Source organism: Chroococcidiopsis sp. CCALA 051 (assembly GCF_003015105.1).
Lineage (GTDB): Bacteria > Cyanobacteriota > Cyanobacteriia > Cyanobacteriales > Chroococcidiopsidaceae > Chroococcidiopsis > Chroococcidiopsis thermalis.
Genome location: NZ_PYCI01000017.1, coordinates 26,621 through 47,980 on the forward strand (window position 1 = coordinate 26,621; position 21,360 = coordinate 47,980).

The 21,360-nt window shown below is 44.0% G+C and carries 20 protein-coding genes; 7 read left to right on the forward strand and 13 right to left on the reverse strand.

Annotated features, from left to right (window positions below; translation table 11 throughout):
- Positions 1–28: 28 nt before the first annotated feature.
- Complete coding sequence (xseA, locus tag C7Y66_RS06165) at positions 29–1,264, reverse strand: exodeoxyribonuclease VII large subunit (RefSeq protein ID WP_106544892.1); 1,236 nt, start codon at positions 1,262–1,264, stop codon at positions 29–31.
- 220 nt (positions 1,265–1,484) lie between these two features.
- On the opposite strand from xseA, the gene recA reads away from it, so the two are divergent.
- Positions 1,485–2,561, forward strand: a complete 1,077-nt coding sequence (gene recA / locus C7Y66_RS06170) for a recombinase RecA (protein WP_015153795.1) — start codon at positions 1,485–1,487, stop codon at positions 2,559–2,561.
- Between the two features lie 57 nt (positions 2,562–2,618).
- On the opposite strand, the gene gshB is transcribed toward recA, so the two are convergent.
- The 8 genes from gshB to grpE all read right to left on the reverse strand — a co-directional run bounded on the left by gshB (position 2,619) and on the right by grpE (position 9,515).
- Complete coding sequence (gshB, locus tag C7Y66_RS06175) at positions 2,619–3,590, reverse strand: glutathione synthase (RefSeq protein WP_106544893.1); 972 nt, start codon at positions 3,588–3,590, stop codon at positions 2,619–2,621.
- 4 nt (positions 3,591–3,594) lie between these two features.
- Positions 3,595–3,867, reverse strand: coding sequence for a glutaredoxin 3 (gene grxC / locus C7Y66_RS06180; protein WP_015153793.1), 273 nt, complete (start codon positions 3,865–3,867; stop codon positions 3,595–3,597).
- A 45-nt stretch (positions 3,868–3,912) separates the two neighbouring features.
- Positions 3,913–5,028 carry a small ribosomal subunit biogenesis GTPase RsgA gene (rsgA, locus tag C7Y66_RS06185; protein ID WP_106544894.1) on the reverse strand — a complete coding sequence of 372 codons (1,116 nt, stop codon included), beginning with the start codon at positions 5,026–5,028 and terminating at the stop codon, positions 3,913–3,915.
- A gap of 83 nt (positions 5,029–5,111) precedes the next feature.
- Complete coding sequence (locus C7Y66_RS06190) at positions 5,112–5,363, reverse strand: sulfurtransferase TusA family protein (protein WP_106544895.1); 252 nt, start codon at positions 5,361–5,363, stop codon at positions 5,112–5,114.
- A complete protein-coding gene (dnaJ, locus tag C7Y66_RS06195; RefSeq protein ID WP_015153790.1) occupies positions 5,360–6,493 on the reverse strand; it encodes a molecular chaperone DnaJ in 1,134 nt (377 codons plus the stop codon). The genes C7Y66_RS06190 and dnaJ overlap by 4 nt, the downstream gene beginning before the upstream one ends.
- 216 nt (positions 6,494–6,709) lie before the next feature.
- Complete coding sequence (gene dnaK, locus C7Y66_RS06200; protein WP_106544896.1) at positions 6,710–8,623, reverse strand: molecular chaperone DnaK; 1,914 nt, start codon at positions 8,621–8,623, stop codon at positions 6,710–6,712.
- A complete protein-coding gene (locus tag C7Y66_RS30905; RefSeq protein ID WP_158265874.1) occupies positions 8,601–8,750 on the reverse strand; it encodes a hypothetical protein in 150 nt (49 codons plus the stop codon). Before C7Y66_RS30905 ends, dnaK begins: the two co-directional genes overlap by 23 nt.
- Positions 8,751–9,515: a nucleotide exchange factor GrpE gene (grpE, locus tag C7Y66_RS06205; RefSeq protein ID WP_106544897.1), complete on the reverse strand. Its 765-nt coding sequence runs from the start codon at positions 9,513–9,515 to the stop codon at positions 8,751–8,753. It abuts the gene before it with no gap.
- A 294-nt stretch (positions 9,516–9,809) separates the two neighbouring features.
- Between grpE and C7Y66_RS06210 the strand changes: the two genes are divergently transcribed.
- From C7Y66_RS06210 to C7Y66_RS06225, 4 genes are all read left to right on the forward strand, one after another.
- On the forward strand, positions 9,810–11,819 hold the full coding sequence (locus C7Y66_RS06210; RefSeq protein WP_015153787.1) for a GspE/PulE family protein: 2,010 nt from the start codon (positions 9,810–9,812) through the stop codon (positions 11,817–11,819).
- Positions 11,820–11,978: 159 nt separating this feature from the next.
- Positions 11,979–13,103 carry a type IV pilus twitching motility protein PilT gene (locus C7Y66_RS06215; RefSeq protein WP_106544898.1) on the forward strand — a complete coding sequence of 375 codons (1,125 nt, stop codon included), beginning with the start codon at positions 11,979–11,981 and terminating at the stop codon, positions 13,101–13,103.
- 85 nt (positions 13,104–13,188) lie between these two features.
- Positions 13,189–14,418, forward strand: coding sequence for a type II secretion system F family protein (locus tag C7Y66_RS06220; protein ID WP_106217498.1), 1,230 nt, complete (start codon positions 13,189–13,191; stop codon positions 14,416–14,418).
- Between the two features lie 64 nt (positions 14,419–14,482).
- Positions 14,483–15,058 carry a hypothetical protein gene (locus C7Y66_RS06225; protein WP_106544899.1) on the forward strand — a complete coding sequence of 192 codons (576 nt, stop codon included), beginning with the start codon at positions 14,483–14,485 and terminating at the stop codon, positions 15,056–15,058.
- An 87-nt stretch (positions 15,059–15,145) separates the two neighbouring features.
- On the opposite strand, the gene C7Y66_RS06230 is transcribed toward C7Y66_RS06225, so the two are convergent.
- On the reverse strand, positions 15,146–15,754 hold the full coding sequence (locus C7Y66_RS06230) for a GNAT family N-acetyltransferase (RefSeq protein ID WP_106168533.1): 609 nt from the start codon (positions 15,752–15,754) through the stop codon (positions 15,146–15,148).
- Between the two features lie 413 nt (positions 15,755–16,167).
- On the opposite strand from C7Y66_RS06230, the gene C7Y66_RS06235 reads away from it, so the two are divergent.
- Positions 16,168–16,914 carry an isoprenyl transferase gene (locus C7Y66_RS06235; protein WP_106544921.1) on the forward strand — a complete coding sequence of 249 codons (747 nt, stop codon included), beginning with the start codon at positions 16,168–16,170 and terminating at the stop codon, positions 16,912–16,914.
- A 38-nt stretch (positions 16,915–16,952) separates the two neighbouring features.
- Here C7Y66_RS06235 and C7Y66_RS06240 read toward each other — a convergent pair whose 3' ends face one another.
- Positions 16,953–19,082 (reverse strand): TonB-dependent siderophore receptor, encoded by a 2,130-nt coding sequence (locus C7Y66_RS06240; protein ID WP_106544900.1) that lies wholly within the window; start codon positions 19,080–19,082, stop codon positions 16,953–16,955.
- 436 nt (positions 19,083–19,518) lie between these two features.
- Here C7Y66_RS06240 and C7Y66_RS06245 point away from each other — a divergent pair, with 436 nt between their 5' ends.
- Positions 19,519–19,977 (forward strand): DUF3574 domain-containing protein, encoded by a 459-nt coding sequence (locus tag C7Y66_RS06245; protein ID WP_106544901.1) that lies wholly within the window; start codon positions 19,519–19,521, stop codon positions 19,975–19,977.
- 44 nt (positions 19,978–20,021) lie between these two features.
- Here the strand turns inward: C7Y66_RS06245 and C7Y66_RS06250 are convergent, their stop codons facing one another.
- Both C7Y66_RS06250 and C7Y66_RS06255 read right to left on the reverse strand, forming a co-directional pair.
- Positions 20,022–20,423, reverse strand: a complete 402-nt coding sequence (locus C7Y66_RS06250; protein WP_106544902.1) for a biopolymer transporter ExbD — start codon at positions 20,421–20,423, stop codon at positions 20,022–20,024.
- The gene (locus tag C7Y66_RS06255) at positions 20,407–21,057 is read right to left on the reverse strand and encodes a MotA/TolQ/ExbB proton channel family protein (RefSeq protein WP_106544903.1); all 651 of its coding nucleotides are present in this window, start codon (positions 21,055–21,057) and stop codon (positions 20,407–20,409) included. The genes C7Y66_RS06250 and C7Y66_RS06255 overlap by 17 nt, the downstream gene beginning before the upstream one ends.
- Between the last annotated feature and the right edge of the window lie 303 nt (positions 21,058–21,360).

A 21,360-nucleotide genomic window follows, 5' to 3' on the forward strand; every position in this document is an offset into this window, starting at 1 on the left:
GTGGCTTTTGTCTGTAGGGCTAAGAATTTTAGATTTCAGATTGAGAATTCTCGATAACTTTAACTTTGATTTTTCCTTGACTGAGCTGAATTAATAACTCTTGTCCTGGCGCTAACTGAGCAGCCGAACGAGCGATCGCACCGTTTTCTTGCCGAACTACAGCGTAACCCCGTTTCAACACTGCATGAGGATCGAGGCTAGCAAGTTTCTGTGCTAATAAATGACAGTGTTGCCGTGCTTTTTGCGATCGCTGTTGAGTTACCTGAATTAACTGCTGCTTTTTCCAATTTAAAAACTCAATCTCGCGCTGAATTTCTCGATCTAAGCGCAAACGCCCCAACCGACTGCTGAGAGAATAGTAGCGATCGCCTGCTATATCTAATTGTTGCTGTACAACTGCCTGTAGCGTCTCTATCCTCTGCCGATGCTCGGCATACACAACCGCTAAATCTGGTACAACAAGTTCCGCTGCTGCTGTAGGGGTATGGGCGCACACGTCAGCCACCAAGTCTGTTAAAGTCTCGTCCCGCTGATGCCCGATTCCCGTAATCACGGGCATAGAACACTCAGCTACTGCCCGCACGACTCTCTCATCGTTAAAACAAGCCAACTCCTCCACTGCGCCCCCACCACGGGTAAGAACCAACACCTCCGCCCTTCCGTCTCGTTCCACGCGCTCGATCGCTTTGACAATAGATGCTGGTGCTGGCTCTCCTTGCACGGTAGCAGGCGAAAACAGGACGGATAATCCAGGATAGCGACGTTTGAGAGTTTTTTGAATATCGCCCCAAGCCGCTGCTGTTGGTGAAGTGACAACAGCGATCGCCTGGGGATGAGCTGGCAGAGTTCTCTTCCGTTCTAGATCGAATAAACCTTCTGCCTCCAGGCGATCGCGCAACTGCCGCAGTCTCAACGCCAGCAATCCCTCCCCCACTGGTAAAGCCTGCCACACAGTCAGTTGATATTGTCCCCGCTGAGGATACAAACGAATACTACCCAAAACTACGATCTGCTCCCCTTGTACTGGTAGTTGAGCCAAGCGCGACAACTGGCTATTCCACACCACACACTTAATCTCAGCCTTTGTCTCTGGGTCTTGCAGCGTCAAAAACACACCTTTAGAGTGACGGCTAAGACTCGAAACCTCCCCCACAACCCACACTTGCCGCAACACCTCATCATGTTCCAGCAATAATTGAATATACGATGTTAGACCAGCCACCGAGATGACTGCCTCTTCTAGCTGAGACTCTATATAGGACATGAGGACAAGGGGGACAAGGCAGATAAATAGAGATAAATGCTAAAAAATGTAGAAAAAAGCCGAAATGTGCTTTTTAAACCTGAATTCCGAATTCCGAATTCCGAATTCCGAATTCTTACATATGCTATGCTGTGCTGGATAAATCTACTAAAATAGTATATCTGCACTAGTTAAAACTAGTTAAGTAAAAGTTTTTACACCTCCTATCCTAGAGGCGCGAATGGCTATTAACAATGATGTTGCTGGCAAGCAAAAAGCCCTGAATCTAGTCCTGAATCAAATCGAACGCAATTTCGGCAAAGGGGCGATCGTGCGCTTGGGAGATGCGACCCGAATGCGCGTGGAAACTATCTCTAGCGGTTCGTTGACGCTCGACTTAGCTCTAGGCGGCGGTTTACCCAAAGGGCGGGTAATTGAAATCTACGGTCCAGAGAGTTCTGGTAAAACGACAGTAGCACTCCACGCGATCGCGGAAGTCCAAAAAGCAGGTGGAATTGCTGCCTTTGTGGACGCAGAACACGCCCTCGATCCAACTTATGCAGCGGCTTTGGGTGTAGATATTGAGAATCTCCTCGTCTCCCAGCCAGACACGGGCGAAGCTGGTCTAGAGATTGTCGATCAGTTAGTGCGATCGGCGGCGGTGGATATTGTGATTGTTGACTCTGTAGCCGCGCTAGTTCCCCGCGCTGAAATCGAAGGTGAAATGGGAGATACCCACGTCGGCTTGCAAGCACGTTTGATGAGCCAAGCTTTAAGAAAAATCACGGGTAACATCGGTAAATCTGGTTGTACCGTAATTTTCCTCAACCAGCTACGACAAAAGATTGGCGTGACCTATGGCAACCCAGAAACGACAACTGGAGGTAATGCCCTTAAGTTCTATGCCTCTGTACGTTTGGATATTCGCCGGATTCAAACCTTGAAAAAAGGCACGGAAGAATTCGGCAACCGCGTTAAAGTCAAAGTTGCTAAAAACAAAGTTGCGCCGCCATTCCGAATCGCCGAGTTTGATATTATCTTTGGCAAAGGCATTTCTACATTAGGTTGTATGGTAGACATTGCCGAGGAAACAGGCGTAATTGTACGCAAAGGTGCGTGGTACAGCTACAAAGGCGAAAACATTGCCCAAGGTCGCGACAATACGATTAAGTATTTGGAAGAAAATACTGAGGTTGCTCAAGAAATTCAGAAACTCGTCCGAGAAAAACTCGACATGGGTGCTGTAGTCTCAGCTAACTCTGTGAAAGCTCACGAAGAAGATGAAGACGAAGATACGGATATGTCTGATGACGAGTAGCTTTTTTGTTTGAATCGGAGTAGAGACGTTACATGTAACGTCTCTACATTTCCTAGATCAAACCTTTGCCTTTTCCAACCATTGCATCACCGTTTCTCCCAGACGAATTCCATTGAGCCTATCGATTTCTCTGATCCCTGTAGGGCTGGTGACGTTCACTTCAGTTAGATAGCCACCGATAACATCAATTCCAACAAAATATAAGCCGTTTTGTTGTAGGCTGACAGCTAAATCCTTACAGATCTGATGTTCTCGGTCTGTAATTTCAGTTTTGGCTACCGTACCGCCAGCTGCCATGTTATTACGAAAGTCATCGCTGGTGGAAATTCGATTCACAGCTCCAATGGGTTCGCCGTTGAGTAGAATAATCCGCTTGTCTCCTTCTTTCGCAGCAGGGATAAATTCTTGCACCATCACGGGCATTTTGGCTTGGTAAGTGCTAATTTCTACAATTGAGTTGAAATTGCGATCGCCTTCTTCAAGATAAATAATTCCTTCACCTGCTTTGAGTCCCAATGGTTTGAGAATTGCTGAGCCTTTTGCTGCTAAAAATTGGCGAATTACTTTTTTATCCGCACTCACAATCGTCTCTGGCATCAAATGGGTAAATTGCAGGGCAAACATTTTTTCATTGGCTGCCCTCAACCCTTGGGGATTATTTACAACTAAAGTTTTGCTCCGGTCAATGAAGTCGAGAATGTAAGTAGCGTAGAGGTAGGGAATATCTACAGGCGGATCTGTCCGCATGAAGACAGCATCAAAATTTTCTAAAGGCATCCAGGTGCGATCGCTCAAATCGTACCAAACCAGTTCCGCCACCCAGCGCCCATCCACCAACTGCACTGGTTTAAGTTGTAACCGTTCTAAAACAGCCCATGCCTTACCTTCAGCTACCCCCAAGCGGCTAGCTTGAGTTATCCACACTTCATGTCCCAAGGCTTGCGCTGCTTCCATCAAAGCAACGCTCGTATCGTGACCTGGATCGAGTTTGTGGATCGGGTCGATAATAAAAGCTAGTTTTAAACTCAATGGCTTACGCTCCTTGAGCCGAGGTTAGCAGAGGATCGAGTTTGCCTTGGAAATCCAGATCGTAAATGTCATCGCATCCCCCAATGTGGCGGTCGTCGATAAAGATTTGGGGTACAGAACGGCGACCGTTTGCTCTGTGTGCCATCTGTTTGCGAGCGGCTTCATCACCATCAATACTGTACTCGATAAAATCAACGCCTTTTTTGGCAAGCAGTTGTTTGGCACGAATGCAAAACGGGCAGGATCTCCAGGTGTAGATTTCGACTTTAGGAGCCATAAAAATCTCCAATTTTTTAAGTTAATATTTTTTAAATTTTAGACCCTATTCCTCTGCTTCTCGATATAACTCTTGGAGAGATTGCTGTTGCGTCCGGCGAGACTGGCGGCGATATTTTTTCGTTTCTAGTTTGGGTTCGTACTGACTTTTACCCCGTTTGGTTTTCAGCTTTAAATTCGATTCAGGATTGGCTTGACGAGCTAGCTGTTCTCGATCGGCGATCGCCTCCTCCAACAAGTCCAAATAGTGCTGGTAACGTTCCCAGTCGCCCCGCACGACACAATTCGGTTCGTCGCGGTGCAAGCAATCGCTAAACTGACAACTAGCAACGGCTAAGCGTTGTTTTGCTTCTGGAAAATAGCTTGCTAACTCTTCTGGAGTACAGTCAAGATCGGGTTGATTAAAGCCAGGAGTATCGGCTAGCAATCCCCCTGTAGGTAATTCAAACAGTTCGACGTGCCGCGTCGTGTGGCGACCCCGCAACAGTTTCCCCGATACTTCTCCGACTCGCAATCCTGCTTCTGGGATTAGCATGTTGATTAAACTCGATTTCCCCACTCCAGAGGGTCCAGCAATGACGGTTATTTTCTCTTGCAGGCGCTGGCTCACTCGATCGACTCCAAATCCTTGATGGACACTGATAAATGAAGGTTGGTAGCCCCAGCGATTTAGGCGATCGCGCCAACTATTAATCTGCTGGGCTGAGAGCAAATCGCTTTTATTCAAGCACAGACAAATTTCTAACCCCGTAGACTCTGCTTTGACTAAAAACTTACTCAATTGATACGGGTCGAGGTCTGGTTCTGCCAAGGCAAATACCAGCAAAATTTGCTGCGCGTTAGCGATCGCCGGACGATCGAGCTGACTTTGACGGGGTAAGACTTCCCCAATTGCCCCTCGACCACCAGCCCAATCCGGTTCTTCTATGACAACGCGATCGCCAACCATGACTTGCTGTCCTAGCTTTTTCAACCGCGCCCGCCGCGTACACAAGAGAGCTGAGGGAGCTGAGGGAGCTGAGGGAGTTGAGGGAGTAGTTAATTCTGAACCTGGAGCATCTAACCTTACCCAGTAGTAGTTTGCTTGTACTGCTACTACCGTACCCACTAGAGGTGAAGTGTCCTCTATGAGTTGAATTTCAGAATTGTGCAAATCATTCATGCATGACTAACAAACTCTCAAGCTTAGAAAATTAGCAAATAGCCAAGATCGTTGAAAATAATTCCGAATTCCGAATTCCGAATTCACTTAACAGGATGCCTCACCTGAAGCACGAAGAATCCCTGACGTTCTTCAATTTGCTCGATCTGATATCCAGCCATTGTCAAACTATCCGGCACTTGCTCGATTGGTTCGCCTGGGTCTAGCCAGACTTCCAGCAAGCTGCCTGGAGTCATTTTTTCCAATCGTAGCTTAGTGCGAACAAAGTTAATCGGGCAGGGAGTCCCGCGTAGATCGAGTTGAGCATCGGCAGATGACAAAAATGATTGATTCATTTGTGGAACAGATTTCCCAAAAATCCTTCTATACCACCTTTTCCAGTGCGATCGCCCCGAATTTTAGCTAGCTTTTCCAGCAATTCTCGTTCTTCGGGAGTAATGCGGGTGGGAATATCGATTGAGATTGTGATGAGGTGATCGCCTCGACTGACGGGATTACCCAAGCGCGGCACGCCGTGATTTTCTAAAGTCATCACGGTGTTTGGTTGAGTACCAGCAGGCACGATCAATTCAGTCGGACCATCTACCGTATTAACTTCTATGCGGCTGCCTAGAATTGCTTGCAAGTAGCTGAGTTTAATTTCTGATAGAACGTTAATCCCGTCGCGGCGAAATTCTGCGTCTTCGTTGACAAAGATGTAAACGTATAAATCTCCTGGCGGACCATTGCGATCGCCTGCATCACCTTCTCCAGAAATGCGCAAGCGCGTACCGTTGTCAACTCCGGCGGGAATGGTGATTTTTAACTTCTTCGTTACCTGCCTCGCACCTTTCCCGTCGCAAGCCTCGCACTTGTCTTCAATCATCTGCCCCGTACCGTTACACGTGGGACAAGTAGACACCTGCGTAAAACTCCCAAAGGGAGTGCGGGTAACGCGCCTTACCTGACCCGAGCCACTACAAGTCGTACAAGTACGCGGTCGAGTTCCAGGCTTTGCACCAGAACCGCTACAAACTTCACAAGTTTCTAGGTGAGAAATGCGAATTTCTTTCTCTCCGCCAAAGACCGCTTCTCTAAAATCTAACTTCAAATCTAACCGTAGGTCGTCACCACGGACTGGTCCGCTCCGCCGCCGCGTCCCACCTTGAGCGCCCGCACCACCAAAACCGCTAAAGAAGCTTTCAAATATGTCAGCAAAACCGCCAATATCGCCAAAGTCTTGAAAACCTGCTGCCCCAGCACCAGCTGCGACACCAGCTTCGCCAAAGCGATCGTAACGCGCCCGCATTTCCGGTTCCGATAACACTTCGTAAGCTCGGTTGATTTCTTTGAACCGCTCCTCAGCTCCAGTTTCCTTATTCACATCGGGGTGATATTTCCGAGCGAGGCGACGATAGGCGTGTTTGATTTCTTCTTTATCCGCACTGCGGGAAACACCCAGAATTTCGTAATAGTCACGAGCCATAGAGCGCTGCTGGTTTAGTGGTTAGAAGAGGGATGAATCTGTTGCTGTCCTGCGGCGATCGCGTTTCAGCATTAGTTACTAAAGTTCCATAATCACTGTAGACAAATCACCGTACTTTCAACAAGGTGGCAAAACCGATCCTTTAGAGTTAGGGAGCAGGGAGCAATGTAGAGACGTTACATGTAACGTCTCTACGAAATAACCATTCACTACTCACTATTCTTCAATTGCTTCGTAGTCTACTGCATACGTACTATCGTCTCCAAAGGAAGAAGTGAAGGTGTCGTCCATACCTGATGAAGTAAAAGAGCTACTGCGATTGGCTTGTTCGTAAACGCTGGCTCCTAGAGCAAATAAGTTTTGCTGGAAGTCTTGCAGTCTTTGTTCGATTGCTTCAACAGTGGAAGCAGGATCGGCAAAGGCTGCTTTGAGTACGGCGACTTTTTCATCTGCCTGAGCTTTAAACTCTTCAGTAATTAGGTCTTTATTATCTCTCAAGGTGACAAAATAACTTTGTAACAAGTGTTCTGCTTGGTTTTTCAGTTCGATCAGTTCCAAGCGTTTTCGATCTTGCTCAGCAAACATTTCTGCTTCTTGGCGCATCCGTTCTACTTCACTTGCACTCAACCCACCCGTATTCGTGATCCGCAAGGATTGTTCTCTGCCAGTGCCTTTGTCTGATGCTGCTACTTTTAAGATGCCGTTGACATCGATCTCAAAGGCAACTTCAATTTGGGGCGTGCCTCTAGGAGCAGGAGGAATTCCTGTGAGTACAAAACTTCCCAAAGTTTTGTTGTCTCGCGCCATCGCTCTTTCTCCCTGAAGAACTTTGATTTCCACAGAGGTTTGTCCGTCGGTAGCAGTCGAGAAAATTTGCGCTTTACTGGTGGGAATTGTGGTATTGCGTTCAATAATTTTTGTAAAGACTTCCCCTAAAGTCTCAATTCCCAGAGAGAGCGGAGTTACGTCCAGTAGCAAGACATCTTCGACTTCGCCCCCCAACACTCCACCCTGGATTGCCGCGCCTAGTGCAACAGCCTCATCGGGATTGACCGATCGCTCGGCTGTTCTGCCACCAAAAAAGTTTTGCACGGCATTTTGCACGGCTGGAATGCGGGTGGAACCACCCACAAGAACAATTTTATCGATATCTGGGGGGCGTAAACCGCAGTCTTTGAGGGCTTGCACCATCGGTTCGATCGTGGCTTGGATCAGAGGTAAGACCAACTCTTCAAACTTGGCGCGGCTTAGCTCTTGTTCTAAGTGTTTTGGTCCCGTAGCATCAGCCGTGATGAAAGGTAAATTAATTGTCGTGCTGCCAAGAGTAGACAGTTCGATTTTGGCTTTTTCTGCTGCTTCTCGTAGTCTCTGGAGTGCCATGCGGTCGGCAGTTAAGTCTACACCTTCACTGTCTTGAAAGCAAGAAATCATCCAGCGCACGATACAGTTATCGAAATCGTCACCGCCAAGTTGATTGTTGCCAGAGGTGGCTTTAACTTCAAAAACCCCGTCTCCTAGTTGCAGGATAGAAACGTCAAACGTACCGCCGCCTAAGTCGAAGACGAGAATTGTTTGGTCTCGATCTTGCTTATCCAAGCCGTAAGCTAAAGCGGCGGCTGTCGGTTCGTTGATAATACGTAAAACTTCCAGTCCCGCGATCGTGCCTGCATCTTTGGTTGCCTGCCGCTGGGCATCGGTAAAGTAGGCTGGTACGGTAATTACTGCTTGGTCTACGCTTTCTCCCAAAAAATTTTCTGCGTCCTGCTTGAGTTTTTGCAGGATCATGGCAGAAATTTCTTGAGGAGTGTAGGTGCGATCGCGAATTTGGACATCTACAGTGTCGTCGCGTCCTCTAACGGATTTGTAGGGGACGCGCTGGCGTTCTGCTTGAGTTTCGTTCCAACGCCGTCCGATAAACCGCTTGATACTGTAAACAGTGTTTTCGGCATTCGTGACGGCTTGACGCTTTGCCAACTGACCGATCAAGCGATCGCTGGCTTTACCAAAGCCAACCACGCTGGGAGTTGTTCGTCCACCTTCTGAATTGGGGATCACCAGTGGTTGACCGCCCTCTAAAATGGCAACACAACTGTTCGTTGTCCCTAAGTCAATCCCAATAACTTTTCCCATATTCAGCAGTAAGGTGGCTTTTATTGATGTAGCGTCGTCCCAGATCGCGATCGACGCAGTAAATTGGCTCTACGATATATTTCCCAGAATTTGTCTCAATGCATTCACTCCCAAGATATTTTTTCACTCAACTTTCTGTAACTTCGGGTGGGGGTTCTGCTACTACTGTTTCTGACGGTGTTTCTTCTGGGGCAGTAGCTACTTTTACCAAAGCATGACGCAACACGCGATCGCCTAAGTAGTAACCCCTGACCAATTCTTCAATCACCGTGCCTTCAGGGTACTCGCTTGTTGGTTCTCTCATGACCGCTTCATGTAGGTTCGGGTCAAACTCCTTGCCTTCAGGTCGCATTGCCGAAACACCTAGCCGCTTGAGGCAATCTACCAGTTGCTTGTATACTCCCTGATAACTTTTGTGAAGATTCATTTCAGCATCGGTTTGCGGTTTGAGCTGCGCTCTTGCCCGCTCGAAATTATCTACCACAGGCAGAATTTCTTGTAGAGTATTCTGTTTAATCTTTTGCTCTAAGTCTTCTTTGTCTTTGAGCGTGCGTTTGCGAAAATTTTCAAAATCCGCGCCCATGCGCATGTATTGACTGGTACGCTCCTCCAAGCTAGCTTTGAGTGACTCGATCTCCCGCTCCTTTTCTAACAAAGCAGCTCGATTATCGGCTTCAGGCGCGGTGGAGGAGGTATCAGGCTTTTCTACTTCGACTGGATTCTCGTTCGATGCAACGTTAGCATCTCCCTCTGGAGCGTTTGCCTGTGTTTCAAATTCTCCGAATGCATTTGAGTCCATTGTTTTGGTTGTGACCTCGTTCGTTGTTTGCTGTGTTTGCTGTTGTGGTTCTTGGTTAGTTGCGTATTCCGTTTGCTTTTCTTCGTCAATCATTATGTCCCAATCCTAAATCCTAACAACTGTGTAGCTGTGGAAGGGGCTAGAGATATGAGGTTTACTCCAGCCACTAACCTTCAGCCTGTGCGCAAACTTACCTCTTCTAGGATGCAATAATTGCAGGCGCAGTTGCACGGGGAATACAGTCATCAGTGACTAGTGGCTAGTGGCTAGTGGTTAAATGCTTCTGAACTCCGACTTCTTCTGCTTCTCGCCTCTGTAATATTTCTCTTGAGATTTGGGAACACTCTATTTGGGAATACTTGATTATGCAAAATCTTAGTAGCGATTATGTCTTACTCCTCTTCAATGCAGCGGCGTGCCTTAATTGTCAAAAATGACTTGTCTCCTTTTGGCAACAAAGTAGTTGAGACTGGGTATGTCAGTAAAGAGCAGATGAAGCAGGCTTTAAGCGAAAGTCGCTCGACTGGGCGATCGCTACCGGAGATTTTAGAAGCTATAACTGGACGACAACTGCCACCAGACTTAATTAGACAATATAAAAAACAACAGCTATTCGAGCTAAAAATTCTCTACGGTGTAGAGTTTCTCGATCCAGAAATCAATCAGATTGGCACAAGTCAAGTCGGCGAGTTGATCGATTCTTTAATCCCGATTGATATTTGTCGTCGCTATCGGCTGCTACCTATATCAAAAAGTGATGAGCCTCCGTCTATTTTGATCGCAATGGTCGATCCAGATAATTTGGATGCCCAAGATAATTTAAACCGTATTCTTCGCCCCCGCGATATTGGATTGCAAAGGACGGTCATTACACTAGAAGACTTCCAAGAACTTCTTTCTAAATATTTAGATGAAAATGTAGAAAAACAAAAACAACAGGCAGACAATCAAAGAAATAATGCTAATGCCGTCGATTTCACTGTAGAGTTAGATGGACTTGATTTACAAGATGCACCAGAGGAGGGTGACGCAGATTTAGGTGCATCTCTCAAAGATGCGGATGCTGCTCCTGTAATTGCCCTAGTGAATAAAATTCTGATCAAAGCGTTACAAGAAAAAGTTTCAGATATTCACATTGAACCCCAAGAAGAGTACTTGCGCGTCCGATTTCGTAGAGATGGAGTATTGCGGCAGGCTTTTGACCCCCTACCCAAACAAATTGTTCCTGCTGTGACAGCTCGATTTAAAATTATTGCTGAATTAGATATTGCCGAACGACGTGCACCCCAAGATGGTCGTATTCGCCGCGTATTTGAAGGACGAAAAGTTGATTTTCGCGTCAACACCTTACCCAGTCGTTACGGGGAAAAAGTTGTTTTGCGGATTTTGGATAACTCATCTACCCAACTTGGGTTAGACAAATTAATCAGCGATGTAGAGAGCCTGCAAATTGTGAGGGACTTGGCAAGTCGTCCGTTCGGACTGCTGTTGGTTACGGGTCCGACGGGAAGCGGTAAATCTACTACCCTATACTCAATTTTGGCAGAACGCAACGATCCAGGGGTAAATATCAGCACCGCTGAAGACCCCATTGAGTATTCTCTACCAGGAATTACGCAAGTCCAGGTGATTCGAGAAAAAGGAATGGATTTTGCGTCAATTTTGCGGGCTTTTCTACGACAAGACCCAGACGTAATTCTAGTTGGTGAGACACGGGATAAGGAAACGGCAAAAACCGCTATTGAGGCAGCACTGACGGGACACTTAGTATTGACAACTCTGCACACTAATGATGCTGCTGGGGCAATTTCTCGTTTAGACGAAATGGGTGTAGAACCATTCATGGTGTCCGGCGCGCTGCTAGGGGTTGTGGCTCAACGTTTGATGCGGCGCGTCTGTTCTGATTGTCGCATTCCTTATACTCCTAGTGCCGATGAGTTAGCTCGGTTTGGACTGGCGAGTTCTAAAGATGTCGAACTCACGCTTTACAAAGCTAAATCTTTGGAGTTAGAAGAAATTCAAGCCGCTAAGGCTAAAAATCAACTTTGCTCTAAATGCGCTGGCGTTGGATATAAAGGGCGTTGTGGCGTATATGAAGTTATGCGCGTTACAGAACGACTACAAAATTTAATTACTGAAGGAGCGCCGAGCGAACGGATTAAAGAAGCAGCCGTAGAAGAGGGAATGAAAACGTTGTTAGCTTATAGTCTGGAGCTAGTGATGCAAGGTAACACGACTTTGGAAGAAGTAGAGCGCGTCACTTTCACTGATTCTGGTTTGGAAGCGGAACTGAAAGCAAAACGTAAAAGTTCATTAGAGTGTAAAACTTGTCATGCAGAGCTACAACCAGAGTGGTTTGAGTGTCCTTATTGTATGACTCCACGATTTAGTGACTAGACAATCGGTAATGGCAAGTCAAAAGTTAAAAGTTAAAAGTTAAAAGTCAAAACGAACAACCACCAATTACCAATCACCAATTACCAATTACCAATTACCAATTGCCAATTACCAATTACCAACTACCAATTACCAACATAACTTTCAAGGAGATTCACTATGGAATTAATGATTGAAGACTTAATGGAAGAAGTTATTAACTCGGGTGGTTCGGACTTACACATTTCAGCAGGTTTACCGCCATATATCCGTATCAGTGGAAAGTTGACTCCAACGGAACACGAACCACTAACAGCAGAACAGTGTCAAAGACTAATTTTTAGTATGTTAAATAATACCCAGCGCAAAACTCTAGAACAAAACTGGGAACTTGACTGTTCTTACGGGATTAAGGGACTAGCTCGCTTCCGCGTCAACGTCTATAAAGACCGAGGCACGTATGCCACCTGTTTGCGAGCGCTAGCCTCCAAAATTCCCAGCATGGAAACCTTAAATTTACCCAGTATTGTGCGGGAAATCTCGGAAAAACCACGAGGATTAGTCTTGGTAACGGGACCAACTGGATCGGGTAAGTCTACTACCCTAGCGTCCATGATTAATAATATTAATACAACGCGGGCGGAACACATTATCACAGTCGAAGATCCGATTGAGTTTGTCTACGAACCAATCAAGAGTGTGATCCATCAGCGTCAAGTTGGCGAAGATACAAAGAGTTTTGCTAATGCTCTTAGAGCAGCTTTACGGGAAGATCCAGATGTAATTCTGGTAGGCGAAATGCGTGACCTAGAAACAATTCAGTTAGCGATTTCAGCAGCGGAAACAGGACACTTAGTATTTGGTACACTACACACGAGTTCTGCGGCTCAAACTGTTGACCGGATGGTAGATGTATTTCCTCCAGAACAACAGCAACAAATTCGCGTCCAGTTATCTAACTCACTTGTGGCAGTATTCAGTCAAACTCTCGTATCTAAAAAGAACCCTAAACCAGGCGAATACGGTCGGGTTATGGCTCAGGAAATTATGATTGTTACCCCTGCTATCTCTAACTTAATTCGTGAAGGAAAAACAGCTCAAATTTATTCGGCAATTCAAACTGGAGGAAATTTGAGTATGCAAACATTGGAAAAAGTTTTAGCAGATCAGTATAAATCTGGATTAATTTCGTTTGAAGCAGCCATGTCTAAGACATCTAAACCCGATGAATTACAGCGGTTGATTGGTAATACTCCAGGAGTCGGTACAAAACCTGGTATGAGAGCAGGTGCTGCTATGCGTTAAATAATTCTTAGAAAATCATCTGTAGAGGCATACAGATTGTGTCTCTACAAAGTCTGTATTCTCTATCTCATAAAAGATCCAAAACATGCCTACATTTGTTGCTCGCGTTCGTGATGCGAAAGGAAACGCTAAAAAAGAAAAAGTTGTTGCTGACACAATAGCAGCAGCACGTTCTAGTTTAAGATCGAAAGGTCTTTTTATTCAAGAACTAAAACAAGCAGAAGAATTTAAGTTGAGTGGTAATCTCAGCTTAGCACCACTCCAAGCAGCTTTAGCAAAGGTATCTGTTAAAGATAAAGCTGTTTTTTCTCGTCAGTTTGCTGCCCTGATTAACGCAGGTGTAGCCATTGTCAGAAGCCTGGGTGTAATGGCGGAACAGTGTACTAACCCAAAACTGAAAGGAGCTTTAATTGACATTAGTTCTGATGTACAGCAGGGAATGAATTTGTCTGAAGCAATGCGGAAACACCCAGGTTGTTTCGATTACATGTATGTCAGTATGGTACAAGCTGGAGAGGTCGGTGGTGTTCTTGATGAAGTCATGAACCGATTATCTAAGTTGTTGGAAGATCGCGCTCGACTACAAAACCAGATTAAATCTGCTTTAACCTATCCGGTAGCAGTGTGTCTTTTTGCTGTTGCTATTTTCATTGCTATGACCGTGTTTCTCATTCCAATTTTTGCAAATATTTTCGACCAATTGGGAGTAGAGTTACCGGCTCTAACAAAGTTTATGTTATGGATCAGTGCTACGCTAAGAAGCTGGAAAGTTTTAATTCCTATAACTGCTTTTATCGTAGGAGGATTCGCCTATAAACAGTATTATAAAACTCGGCTTGGTCGGGAAACAATCGATCGCATTTCTCTCAAGATCCCTTTATTTGGTGACTTAATTCAAAAATCAGCAGTAGCTTTATTTAGTAGAACTTTTGGAGCTTTAACTCGTTCTGGAGTACCAATTTTATCTGCTCTAGAAATTGTTCGTGATACCGCAGGCAATCAAATTATTGCTAATGCTGTAGATGCAGCTCGTAAAGAAATTCAGCAAGGAGGAATGATTAGTTTAGCACTACAAAAAGAACGAGTTTTTCCAGTGATGGCAATTCAGATGATTAGTATTGGTGAGGAAACGGGTGAACTCGATAGTATGCTAATGAAAGTTGCTGATTTCTATGAAGATGAAGTCGAGCAAGCTGTTAAAGCTCTCACCAGTATTATTGAACCAATTATGATTATCGTTTTAGGTGGTATGGTTGGTACAATTCTCATTTCAATGTATTTGCCCATGTTCAAAATATTTGAAAAATTGGGTTAAGCGAATCGTTAGTAGTTAGCGACCTCTCTTGACCATTAACTACTAACTATCTATCGAATAAATTATGAATGTTAAAAAAGCTTGTTATGAAGAGTGCTTGGCAGAGTATAGCGATCGCCTAGCAGCGATCGCCTTACTGAAGCAGCATCGTCCCTATTTAGAAATGCTTCCAAGTTTGCGCCGTCCTTATGAAAGTGTCATTCCGATTCCTCTACCTATAATTCGGCTGCGAAACTCTACATCAACTAGTAAAGAACGTCAAGCAATCAAAGTTACAGAAACGACTCTGTTACCCTGTGATATCGCTTTTCTCATGTGCGATCCAGAGTGGAAAATTAAAACTGGAGTAGAAATTTTTCTATTTATTTATCGTCCCAATGAAGATTTCTCCGATTTCTTAGGACGCTGGCGACAAACCCAAGTGTTATTAGATAAAGAATACGAGTGGATTATGCCTCTTCCTTATCAACACATTTTTAGTGAAGGAGCGAATAGCATTTATCCGCTATTTATCATTTTTCCTGAAACTCCAGAACGGATTAAACGGGGTTTACAAGGAGCTAGTTTACCTTTTATCGATCGCATTCCAACTTCAGTAGAAGATCTAGAAGAGGCATTTCCTGAAAATCCGGCTAGATGAAAGGAGACAGCAATGAAACCAGAACAGATAAAAGTAGGGGCGCACAGCTGTGCGCCCCTACAAATATATTGTAATCAAATGCGATCGCTATCGAGGTAAAAACCATTGCATCATCTTTGCGATCGCGACTAATACAATTAAACCAACTAAACATGATTGCACGATTTGCCAACAAGTCTCTGCTTGTCGAGAAGGCAATTGCTGTTGGCTAATTGTTGCCACTAATTGCTTTTGCATATCAACACAAGGAACCCACTCTCTACGAGCAACCATCATTTGAGTGGGATGTAGAATTTGATAGCCGCAAGCTTGATAAAAAGGTACAGCCGTAATAGAAGCTTTCACAAATAACCATTGCCATCGCCGAAATATAGCTTCTCGTTCAATCGTCTGTAACAAACGTCTACCAATACCTTGTCGAGTCCATTTTGGATGGACGTACATTGCACTTACCGTACCCTGCATCAAAGCCGAAAACCCTACAATTTCTTCGCCATACTCTGCTACTAAGACAACATCACCCCACGATTTTGTTCCATACACTTTTTTATCTTCTAGCAGAGCTTGAATTTGTGCAGGGTTATAATCAGCCGTACAAAGTTGCTGAATTGACTGACTATGCAACTGGATGATTCGATCGCGATCGCTAGTACGAGCCTGACGAATAGATATTTCTACTGGGGATGTTTCTTGCATTGAGATTCATGCATTCAAATTTGTGCGTTTAAAAGTGTGGTAGGTGCATTAGCCTTAATAATCTTATTTTTCCCGTCTACTGCGTGGCGATCGCAATTATGTCCTTAGTCGCTTAACTGTGCATTTGAGTTCCGACTTTTCCGACTTCCCCGACTTAGGTTTACCGACTGTAACCGACTGACAACTATTTTTTTTACTCCTAAACTATGAGAAACAGAGCCGGGATATTCTCCTTGATTCTCAAGCTCGTATCAGTAGGTGTATCTACATTTCCTAGATTGAAACAATCTCACTTCTCAGGAATCACACAGTAGATTATGTAAATTAATGCAGGACTCAACAACCTGAAATAAAGCTTGGCAGAAACTGACAATTTTCTTTGCGCCTCTGCGTCTTTGCGCGACATTATATCTATGAACTCTATACAATCTGAATTACCTACCGCTCTCGATCCGCAAAAATTACCCAAACACATTGCTGTAATTATGGATGGTAACGGACGCTGGGCTACCAAAAAAGGATTACCGCGTGTTGCTGGGCATCGTCAAGGAGCAAAAGTTTTAAAAGAACTACTTCGCTGCTGTAAAGATTGGGGAATTGAAGCACTAACAGCTTATGCTTTGTCGACCGAGAATTGGCGACGACCTATACAAGAAGTCGATTTTCTCATGTTACTGTTTGAGCGACTATTACAACGCGAATTAACTCAAATGCAAAAAGAAGGAGTACGAATTTCTTTTATTGGAGATTTGTCAGTATTACCTCAGTCTTTGCAAAGAGAAATAGAACGAGCGATCGCTTACACAATTCATAACACAGCTATTCACTTTACTGTAGCTGTGAATTACGGTAGCCGCAAAGAAATCGCTCAAGTTTGTCGGCAAATTGCTTTGCAAATTCAACAACAAGAGATAGAAATAGATGATATTAATGAAAACTCGATTGAGAAATATCTTTACACTGCTGGAACCTCTCATCCAGATTTATTAATTCGTACTAGTGGAGAAATGCGATTGAGTAATTTTTTATTGTGGCAAATGGCATATACAGAAATTTATTTTACAGATATTTTGTGGCCTGACTTCGATCGCAGTGCCTTTCATCAAGCTTTACTCGCTTATCAAAGCCGCGATCGTCGTTTTGGTCAGATTGCTTCCTAATTTTTGAGTGGTGGGCAATGCTCACTACTCTACAACGACTAGAAATTAGAAGAAATGCCAATTCGGTAAGTTAAGCCTGGTTCGTAGATTCGATTGGATTTTTCGTAGGCGCGATCGGCTAAGTTTTCTAGATAAACTGTTAATCCTAAGTTGCTTGTAATTGGAATTCTCGCCCCTAAATCTAAACTTAACCAAGAGGGAGAAAAATCTGTATTACTATCGCCTGGATTATTAAAAAAAGCTCGTCGCGCTCCACTATAATAGCTGGCAAATAAATTTACTTCCCATCCTCCTGATTGATAACCTAAACCGATTTGTCCTACGGAATAGGGAACTAAACCAAGTTGTAATCCTTCTTCAATTCCTGACCTAATTTTTGCATCGGTATAAGTATAGTTGAGAAAAGTTGACCACTGCGGATTAATTTGCCATTTCAATGCGGCTTCTAAACCATTAGTATTAACTAATCCAATGTTCGTCCAGCGACCTGCTTGAATGCCCAAGCGATCTGTTAAGCTACTACCGAAATAAGTAAACTGTCCAGTTAAATTTTCGGCAAATTTGACATCAATTCCTGCTGTCCATGAAGAACCTACTTCTGGTTCTAGATCTGGGTTGGGCAACCAATTATGTACCGTGTCGTAAACGTATAATTGATCGATGCCAGGATCGCGCTGTACAGATGCCCAACTTCCCCGTAAAGCTACCCCCGGACTCATTGCCCATCGTAGCCCAACACTAGGATTTAAATAACTCCCAAACTCACTCGTAAAATTCTGCCTCAACCCTAGATCGGCTTGAAAATTATTGGTAATTTTCCAGGTATTTAAAGCAAATAATGCAGTTTGAAATCTTTCTCTTTCTTCTTCTTCATTTAAGTTGACTCTATTCGGAGCCGTACTTAAAACATCACCATTTAAAAAGTCATTTCTAACATCTATACCCCAACGCAAATTATTACTAGTGTTAATTTTCCAATCGTGTTCTAATCTTGCAGTTACAGCTTGAGAATTGAGCGTTCCCGTACGATAAAAAATATTTTGTGTAGGACCGTAGGTGTTGAAATAATCTTGATTGTAGGCGACTGTAGCTCTAAGAACGGAGTCTTTTCCATTGCCTAGCAAAGTTTTCCAAGATAAACCAATATTAAAAACATCGTGGTCTAAACGATCTCTTTGTAGGGGAAAACCAAAGTATAATAACCCGCGACGACTGCTGATTTTGTAAGCATCTAAACTGAGAGTATTGCGAGAATTGAGATCGAGACTGAGGCTACCAAAGTAGTTACTAGTCGCAGTATCACCGTTAAATAAACGTCCATCTGAGTCTCGATTTGCTGCTCCTTCAGGAACGCGATAATTGTTCTCAGCATCGTATTGTTCAAAACCAAGGCTATATTTTAAATTACCACCACTGCCACCATAACTAATGCGATAGTTGTCTTGGTCGTAAGAACCGTATTCTACTAAACCGTTGAGCTGGGGAATCTCAGAGCCTTGCTTAGTAACAATATTGACAACTCCGCCAAACGCTTGCGAACCATATAAAGTAGAACTCGTACCACTCGATAATTCTACTCGTTCGATAGATTCTACAGGAATACTATTTAGATCGGTAGCGCCGTGGTAAGTGTTAACATTAGACCCGATCGGTCTACCATTGAGTAAGAAAACTGACTGGTTGATCGAGCTTCCTCGATAATATGTTCCCGTATGAATATCTGCGCCAAAGCCTGCATCATTAATTGCAAATCCTGGTAGATTGCGTAAAATTTCTGCAACACTATTCGGACGTTGTTTCTCAATTTCTTCTTTAGGAATGATGTATACGGGACTTGATGTTTCAGGAATTGTCTCTCTTTTTCCTTCAACCTCGATATAAAGTTCATCAGTGTCTTCAATAGCAGGTTCTTCTACTTCAGAAGATATTGATTGTGCCACATCTATTGTTGGTGACGCTCGTTGCGTTAACCATATAGCATCTGTAGAAAACTTTTCTCTTTGCCTCAAACGAGATAATTTTGATTCTGAATTTCTGCTCACTTGATGCAATTTCAATTTTAAAGCGATCGCATTTTTTTTTCTATCTTCTAGTTCATTTGCTAGTGCAGCAGAGCCTACGGTTAAACTCAACAATACTGTAGGCAATAACAAAATTTTCAGTCTCATCTTTTATCAGTTATCAGTGATCGGCGATCGAAGACACGCAAACATACACGCAGGCTTGATATTTAGCCGCGTGGTTGAAACATTCCTCTAATTTGCTTGTTGTTTTTACGGACAAAGTGCGTTTGCACTTATACCAATCATGGCGATCGCAGTGGAGTTTAGTCAAAAGACAAGCTGTCAAACTTTGTCAGTTATCAGAGACGTTACATGTAACGTCTGTACAAAGTTATCAGTGAATACCTGCTGTATTGGTTTTTAAAAATTCAAATAGTCAATTTGTAAATTTTAGCGATAGAGAAAAAAGAAAGGCTAACTTTTGTAATACGTTATTACAAAAAATTTATATATATCTAAAACTAAAGGTGTACGTCTGAAGTAATAGTTAGCAGCCATCCTAAACAGACCATCGTATTAAGTCAACAAATTGAGGATAGAAATGAATATTACCTTACTCACCAGACGCAAAATTCTAGGTGCTTTTTTTCTGTCTGGCTTGTTATTAACAGGTTCAGTTAGTTACATACATCAAGTTAGCGCTCAAACCCCAGCAGCAGAAACTACTGCTAACAGCGAAGCATACGTCAGAGATGAATTGTATTTTGGGCGATCGCAAGCAGGAGGAGGAGAAGTCACGGAAGAACAATGGCAAAAGTTTGTAGATACTGAAGTGACACCTCGTTTTCCCGATGGATTAACAGTAGTAGATGCCTACGGTCAGTTTCTTAACAGTGCTGGAATTCTAGCTAGAGAAGATTCTAAAGTTCTAATCTTGCTCTATGTCAGTACTCCAGAACGAGAAAGATCCATTCAGGAAATTATCGACGCTTATAAGTCAAAATTTCAACAAGAATCGGTCTTGCGCGTTACCGATGTACCCGCAAGAGTTAGTTTTTAATCGGCGATCGGTGTAGAGACGTTACATGTAACGTCTCTACACTGTTATTCTCTCTGCGTGGCGATCGCCAGTCTTGCGTTTGGTAATTGCCTCACCACATCCATCACAGATACTACTTGTCCGTGGTTGACTGATTTATCGGCATTAACTATCACCAGTGCCTCTTGGTTTGGCTGTGCTAGCTGTCGTAATTCTCCATTGAGTGCTTGGAGTTGAGTCGGCTTGCGATTGACAGCGAGTTGACCTTTGGCATCAATTGTGACTGTAATAGGCGCTTTTGGTTGCGTTTGAGCTGATTTTGACTGGGGTAAGTTGACTGATAACCCCTCAGAACGAGTGAGAAATAAGGTTGACATGATAAAAAATGTCAAAATCGCGAAGATCACGTCAATCATCGGCACGATGTTAATCTGTGCTTGAATTTCTGGCTCATCTTGCAGACGCATAGGTTTCTCCCCGTTCGTAAAGACGACGATAGAGCAATTCTAGCTGACCACCATACTCTTGAATTGATGCCATTTGCCGCACGTACAATCCTCGAAATGTATTGGCAAATAGCAGCGTAAAGATAGCGACTACCAAGCCGGAAGCCGTTGAAACCAATGCTTCGCTGATCCCACCCGTGACTCCAGCCGTTTGGCTAGCGCCAACGTTGGCAATGTTGAGAGAAGCAAAGGAGGTAATCAAACCCAAAACCGTACCGAGTAGACCTAATAAGGGTGCAATGCTAATAATTGTCTCAAAGATAGTGTTGAATCGCTTCAAGACGGGAATCTCTGCTTGTGCTTCGCTTTCTAGAGCAAGGCGAAACTCTTCAGGTGTGGGGCGTTCGAGTTCTAAAGCAGCGAGAAATATGCGTGCCATAGGCAAGTCAGCATTTTGCTTCAGCCTTTCGATCGCGGTGACGACATTCTCCAATCGGTAGAGGTTTAATACCTCACGGATGACGCGACGCTGGCGCTTATTTATCCGTACCCAAAAAATTACTCGCTCGATAATGAGGGCGATCGCTAGTATGGAAAATCCGAGCAGGGGCCACATAACCACGCCGCCTGCGGTGAACAGTCTGTTGAATAGCATGTATTGTCTCTGCAATTATCAGTAAATTTGTTGCTAAAGATTCCTATCTACTGCAAGTCATGACAGTATTTTATCGGGTAGAGTCGCAAAAATAGATCGAGTCGAGCAGAGGAAAAGTAAATCTTTATTTTTCATCCCAGATCTGACATCATCTAGACTTGTCGGATATCCATCTCACAAGGTTGTGATGCCAAAACCTTGCAGAACCTGACGAGCAATCTTAACAAGGATTAATAGGATTTCTCAGTTATCAGTTGTCAATTGTCAGTGTAGAGACGTTACATGTAACGTCTCTACAAAGTT

What these genes read in the sequence shown, in the direction of transcription:
- xseA (WP_106544892.1), bottom strand. Translation starts at nt 1,264, where the DNA reads ATGTCCTATATAGAGTCTCAGCTAGAAGAGGCAGTCATCTCGGTGGCT.
- C7Y66_RS06215 (WP_106544898.1), top strand. Translation starts at nt 11,979, where the DNA reads ATGGAATTAATGATTGAAGACTTAATGGAAGAAGTTATTAACTCGGGT.
- grxC (WP_015153793.1), bottom strand. Translation starts at nt 3,867, where the DNA reads ATGGCTCCTAAAGTCGAAATCTACACCTGGAGATCCTGCCCGTTTTGC.
- C7Y66_RS06255 (WP_106544903.1), bottom strand. Translation starts at nt 21,057, where the DNA reads ATGCTATTCAACAGACTGTTCACCGCAGGCGGCGTGGTTATGTGGCCC.
- C7Y66_RS06235 (WP_106544921.1), top strand. Translation starts at nt 16,168, where the DNA reads ATGAACTCTATACAATCTGAATTACCTACCGCTCTCGATCCGCAAAAA.
- C7Y66_RS06225 (WP_106544899.1), top strand. Translation starts at nt 14,483, where the DNA reads ATGAATGTTAAAAAAGCTTGTTATGAAGAGTGCTTGGCAGAGTATAGC.
- C7Y66_RS06210 (WP_015153787.1), top strand. Translation starts at nt 9,810, where the DNA reads ATGTCTTACTCCTCTTCAATGCAGCGGCGTGCCTTAATTGTCAAAAAT.
- grpE (WP_106544897.1), bottom strand. Translation starts at nt 9,515, where the DNA reads ATGATTGACGAAGAAAAGCAAACGGAATACGCAACTAACCAAGAACCA.
- C7Y66_RS06190 (WP_106544895.1), bottom strand. Translation starts at nt 5,363, where the DNA reads ATGAATCAATCATTTTTGTCATCTGCCGATGCTCAACTCGATCTACGC.
- dnaJ (WP_015153790.1), bottom strand. Translation starts at nt 6,493, where the DNA reads ATGGCTCGTGACTATTACGAAATTCTGGGTGTTTCCCGCAGTGCGGAT.
- C7Y66_RS06245 (WP_106544901.1), top strand. Translation starts at nt 19,519, where the DNA reads ATGAATATTACCTTACTCACCAGACGCAAAATTCTAGGTGCTTTTTTT.
- rsgA (WP_106544894.1), bottom strand. Translation starts at nt 5,028, where the DNA reads ATGAATGATTTGCACAATTCTGAAATTCAACTCATAGAGGACACTTCA.
- C7Y66_RS06230 (WP_106168533.1), bottom strand. Translation starts at nt 15,754, where the DNA reads ATGCAAGAAACATCCCCAGTAGAAATATCTATTCGTCAGGCTCGTACT.
- recA (WP_015153795.1), top strand. Translation starts at nt 1,485, where the DNA reads ATGGCTATTAACAATGATGTTGCTGGCAAGCAAAAAGCCCTGAATCTA.
- C7Y66_RS06240 (WP_106544900.1), bottom strand. Translation starts at nt 19,082, where the DNA reads ATGAGACTGAAAATTTTGTTATTGCCTACAGTATTGTTGAGTTTAACC.
- C7Y66_RS06220 (WP_106217498.1), top strand. Translation starts at nt 13,189, where the DNA reads ATGCCTACATTTGTTGCTCGCGTTCGTGATGCGAAAGGAAACGCTAAA.
- dnaK (WP_106544896.1), bottom strand. Translation starts at nt 8,623, where the DNA reads ATGGGAAAAGTTATTGGGATTGACTTAGGGACAACGAACAGTTGTGTT.
- C7Y66_RS06250 (WP_106544902.1), bottom strand. Translation starts at nt 20,423, where the DNA reads ATGCGTCTGCAAGATGAGCCAGAAATTCAAGCACAGATTAACATCGTG.